The sequence below is a fragment of the Kitasatospora sp. NPDC057198 genome, assembly GCF_042670125.1.
GTDB lineage: Bacteria > Actinomycetota > Actinomycetes > Streptomycetales > Streptomycetaceae > Kitasatospora.
In genome coordinates, this window is sequence record NZ_JBHUWH010000648.1 from 1 (window position 1) to 3484 (window position 3484).

The window sequence follows — 3484 nt, forward strand, 5'->3', positions numbered from 1 at the left end:
CCCCCGGAAGGCTCCGGGGGGCCGTTCGCGCGTGCGGTGCCGGGTCAGACGTTGACGCCGAAGTCCTGGGCGATGCCGACCAGGCCGGAGGCGTAGCCCTGGCCGATGGCGCGGAACTTCCACTCGTCGCCGTTGCGGTACAGCTCGCCGAAGATCATCGCGGTCTCGGTGGCGGCGTCCTCGGAGAGGTCGTAGCGGGCGATCTCGGCGCCGCCGGCCTGGTTGACCACCCGGATGTAGGCGTTGCGGACCTGGCCGAAGCTCTGGCCGCGGTTGAGGCCGTCGTAGATGGTCACCGGGAAGACGATCTTGGTGACGTCGGCGGGCAGCGCGGCCAGGTTGACGTTGATCGACTCGTCGTCGCCCGAGCCCTCGCCGGTGCGGTTGTCGCCGGTGTGCGCCACCGTGCCGTCCGGGGTGCTGGTGTTGTTGAAGAAGACGAAGTGCCGGTCCGAGTAGACCTTGCCCTCGCCGTTCAGGACGATCGCGCTGGCGTCGAGGTCGAACTCGGCGCCGGTGGTGGTGCGCACGTCCCAGCCGAGGCCGACGGCGACCGCGGCCAGGCCGGGGGCCTCCTTGGTCAGCGAGACGTTGCCACCCTTGGTGAGGCTCACGGGCATGGTCTGTGGTGTCCCTTCGGTCGGTTTTGCCCAGAGAACGCGGAACGGGCGGCCGTTGGTTCCACCGCTCGGTGGACGGAGTGAAATCCCCTCCGGACGGACGCCCGGCGCCGACTCAGATTCTCGGGTAGCGGCCCTGCACGGTCCAGATGTTCGGGTTGTCGGCGAGTCCCTCGTGCAGCTCGGTCAGGTCGGCCAGCACGTCCTGCAGGAAGTCCCGGGCCTCGCGGCGCAGTTCGGCGTGCCGCACCACCAGGGGCTCGTCGTCGGGGCGCCAGGTGGCGGTGATCTCCACCCAGCCGAACCGGCGGGCGAAGCGCAGCAGCTCGGTGTTCTGGGTGAAGTCCAGGTCCTCGGTGCGTACCCGGGCCTCCCGGCTGCCGCGCGGGTCCTCGTCGAGCCGCTCGACGACGTCGCACACCGCCCAGGCGAAGTCCAGCACCGGGACCCAGTGCCAGCGGGTCTCCACGGCCGCGCCCTCGGCCGTCTCCAGGTAGACGTCCCCCGCGAACAGGTCGTGCCGCAGCGAGCGGACCGACGCGGTGCGGTAGTCGGTCTGCGGGGGGTCGGGGAAGCGGGTGGAGAGGGAGTAGCCGAGCTCGATCACGCCGCCATTGTGCCCGCTCGGGCCGGGCGGCCGTACCGTCGGGCGGGGCGGCCGCGGCCGTCGGGCGGGGCGGCTTAACCAGGTGACGGGGGCCCGGCGGGACGGGATGATGGGCGCATGACTGAGCCCGTGCGCGTGCGGGGTTCGGTGGTCGTCCCCGACGCCGAGCTCGTCTGGCGCTTCTCCCGTTCCTCCGGCCCCGGCGGGCAGCACGTGAACACCTCGGACTCCAGGGTCGAGCTGCGGTGGGACCTGGCGGCCTCCGACGCGCTGCCGCCGGTGTGGAAGGAGCGCGCCCTGGAGCGGCTGGCCTCCCGGCTGGTGGACGGGGTGCTGGTGGTCCGGGCCTCCGAGCACCGCTCGCAGTGGCGCAACCGGGAGGTGGCCGCGGCCCGGCTGGCCGCGCTGCTGGGGGAGGCCACCGCGCCGCCGCCGAAGACCCGGCGGGCCACCAAGCCGAGCCGCGGCATGGTCGAGCGGCGGCTGGAGAACAAGCGGCACCGCTCGGGGCTCAAGCAGGGCCGCGGCCGGATCCGCCCGGAGTGACGGCCGGCGGCGGCCCGGTCAGCCGAGCTGCCGGTAGCCGCCGCGCAGGTACAGCAGCGGCCGGCCGGCCGGGGCGGGCACCTCGGCGGCCAGCACCCGGCCGAGTACCAGGGTGTGGTCGCCGGCCGCGATCCGCTGCTCGGTGCGGCACTCCACGGTGGCCAGCGCGCCGTCGATCAGCGGGGCGCCGCTGTGCGGGCCGGGCCGCCAGGCGGCGTCGGCGAACAGCAGCCGGTCGCTGAGCCGGCCCTTCATCGCGAACCGGGAGGCGAGCGTGCGGTGCTCCTCGGCGAGCAGCGACACCGCCCAGGTCTCGGCCCCGGCCAGCAGTTCGTCCATCCGCGAGTCCGCGCGGACCGAGACCAGCACCATCGGCGGCTCCAGCGAGACCGACAGGAACGAGGTGGCGGTCATCCCCGCGGCCTCGTCGTCGTCGGGGTCGTGCACGGTCAGCAGCGAGACGCCCGCGGCGAGTTGGCCGAGGGCGGCCCGGAACTCCTCGGGGGTGGCGCGGGCCGCCGCCGCGGGGGCGGGGGCCGCGGGGGCGGCGGGGGACTGCTGGGAGCTGTACACGTACCGCACGGTAGTCGCCGGTCGGGCGCACCGGTATCGGGCCGTGGTCGTAGTCCGGTCGTAGGTCCGCCCGCGGGCCCGCTCGGGCGTGGGCCGCGAACTCCTTGATCATTATGTGATTTGAGTCACAGTCACCGGCTATTGCTGACCGAGCGTGCCTATCGCAGTGCTCCCTGTGATTCAGTTCTTCTGGCAATCGGACGACAACCTTTCAAGAACCATCCGAAGCAGCCGGGGAGCCCCCGCATGGAAGCCGAGTCGGAGCCCTACGTCCGCCTCGCGACCCTCCGCACCTTGCACCGGGTCGTGGCGGACCTCAACGCTGCCCGGAGCCTGGCGGGAACCCTCCAGGCGGTCGTCGAGGGCGCGGTCCACGGGCTCGGGTTCGACGCCGCCGCCGTCAGCCTGGTGCGCCCCGACGGGGACCTGGTGGTCGCCGCCGTCTGGGAGATCGAGGAGAGCGCCTTCGGCGGCCCCGCCGTTCTGCTCGGCCAGGTCGGCTCCCGCGAGTCCTGGGAGCGGATGATCCAGGTCGCCGACCACTGGGGCACCCTGCGCTTCCTGCCGCACGACCGCGGCTGGGCCATCGCCTCCGACGTCCCCACCTGGACCGGCGACGGCCCGATGCCGGTCTACGGCAACGACTGGCACCCCTCCGACGTCCTGCTCGCGCCGATGTACAGCGCCGGCGGCGACCTGCTCGGCATCCTCTCGGTCGACCGCCCGCGCAGCGGCAAGCGCCCCGGCGCGTGGACCCGCGAGGCCCTGGAGATGTTCTCCCTGCAGGCGTCCATAGCCATCGGCAACGCCCGGCTGCGCGCCGAGATGCAGCGCGCCCTGGCCCGGCTGGAGAAGGAGCAGCAGGCCCTGCGGGCCAGCGAGGAGTCCTTCCGGCAGGCGTTCGAGTACGCCCCCAGCGGGATGGCCATCACCGAACTGCACGGCGAGGCCACCGGCCAGCTCAGCCGGGTCAACGACGCCCTGTGCCGACTGCTCGGCCGCCCCCGGGCCGCGCTGCGCCAGCAGCGCTTCGTCGACCTCGTCCACCCCGACGACCTGGACCTGCTGCTGCGCACCAGCGCCGAGGGCGGCCGGGCCGAGCTGCGGCTGTCCCGCCGGGACGGCAGCTACCAGTGGG

Annotated in this window: 5 protein-coding genes; 2 read left to right on the forward strand and 3 right to left on the reverse strand. The window is 73.6% G+C overall.

Going from position 1 to position 3484, the window contains the following annotated elements:
• Nucleotides 1-44 precede the first annotated feature (44 nt).
• Together ACFUEL_RS37150 and ACFUEL_RS37155 are read right to left on the reverse strand one after the other, a co-directional pair.
• A complete protein-coding gene (locus ACFUEL_RS37150) occupies nt 45-620 on the reverse strand; it encodes a TerD family protein (RefSeq protein WP_380242228.1) in 576 nt (191 codons plus the stop codon).
• 115 nt (nt 621-735) lie between these two features.
• The gene (locus ACFUEL_RS37155; RefSeq protein ID WP_380242230.1) at nt 736-1227 is read right to left on the reverse strand and encodes a hypothetical protein; all 492 of its coding nucleotides are present in this window, start codon (nt 1225-1227) and stop codon (nt 736-738) included.
• Nucleotides 1228-1344: 117 nt separating this feature from the next.
• Between ACFUEL_RS37155 and arfB the strand changes: the two genes are divergently transcribed.
• Nucleotides 1345-1773, forward strand: coding sequence for an alternative ribosome rescue aminoacyl-tRNA hydrolase ArfB (gene arfB, locus ACFUEL_RS37160; RefSeq protein WP_380242232.1), 429 nt, complete (start codon nt 1345-1347; stop codon nt 1771-1773).
• 18 nt (nt 1774-1791) lie between these two features.
• On the opposite strand, the gene ACFUEL_RS37165 is transcribed toward arfB, so the two are convergent.
• The gene (locus tag ACFUEL_RS37165; RefSeq protein ID WP_380242235.1) at nt 1792-2346 is read right to left on the reverse strand and encodes a flavin reductase family protein; all 555 of its coding nucleotides are present in this window, start codon (nt 2344-2346) and stop codon (nt 1792-1794) included.
• 246 nt (nt 2347-2592) lie between these two features.
• Between ACFUEL_RS37165 and ACFUEL_RS37170 the strand changes: the two genes are divergently transcribed.
• Nucleotides 2593-3484: GAF domain-containing protein (locus ACFUEL_RS37170; RefSeq protein ID WP_380242237.1), on the forward strand; the 892-nt coding region annotated here is incomplete at its 3' end.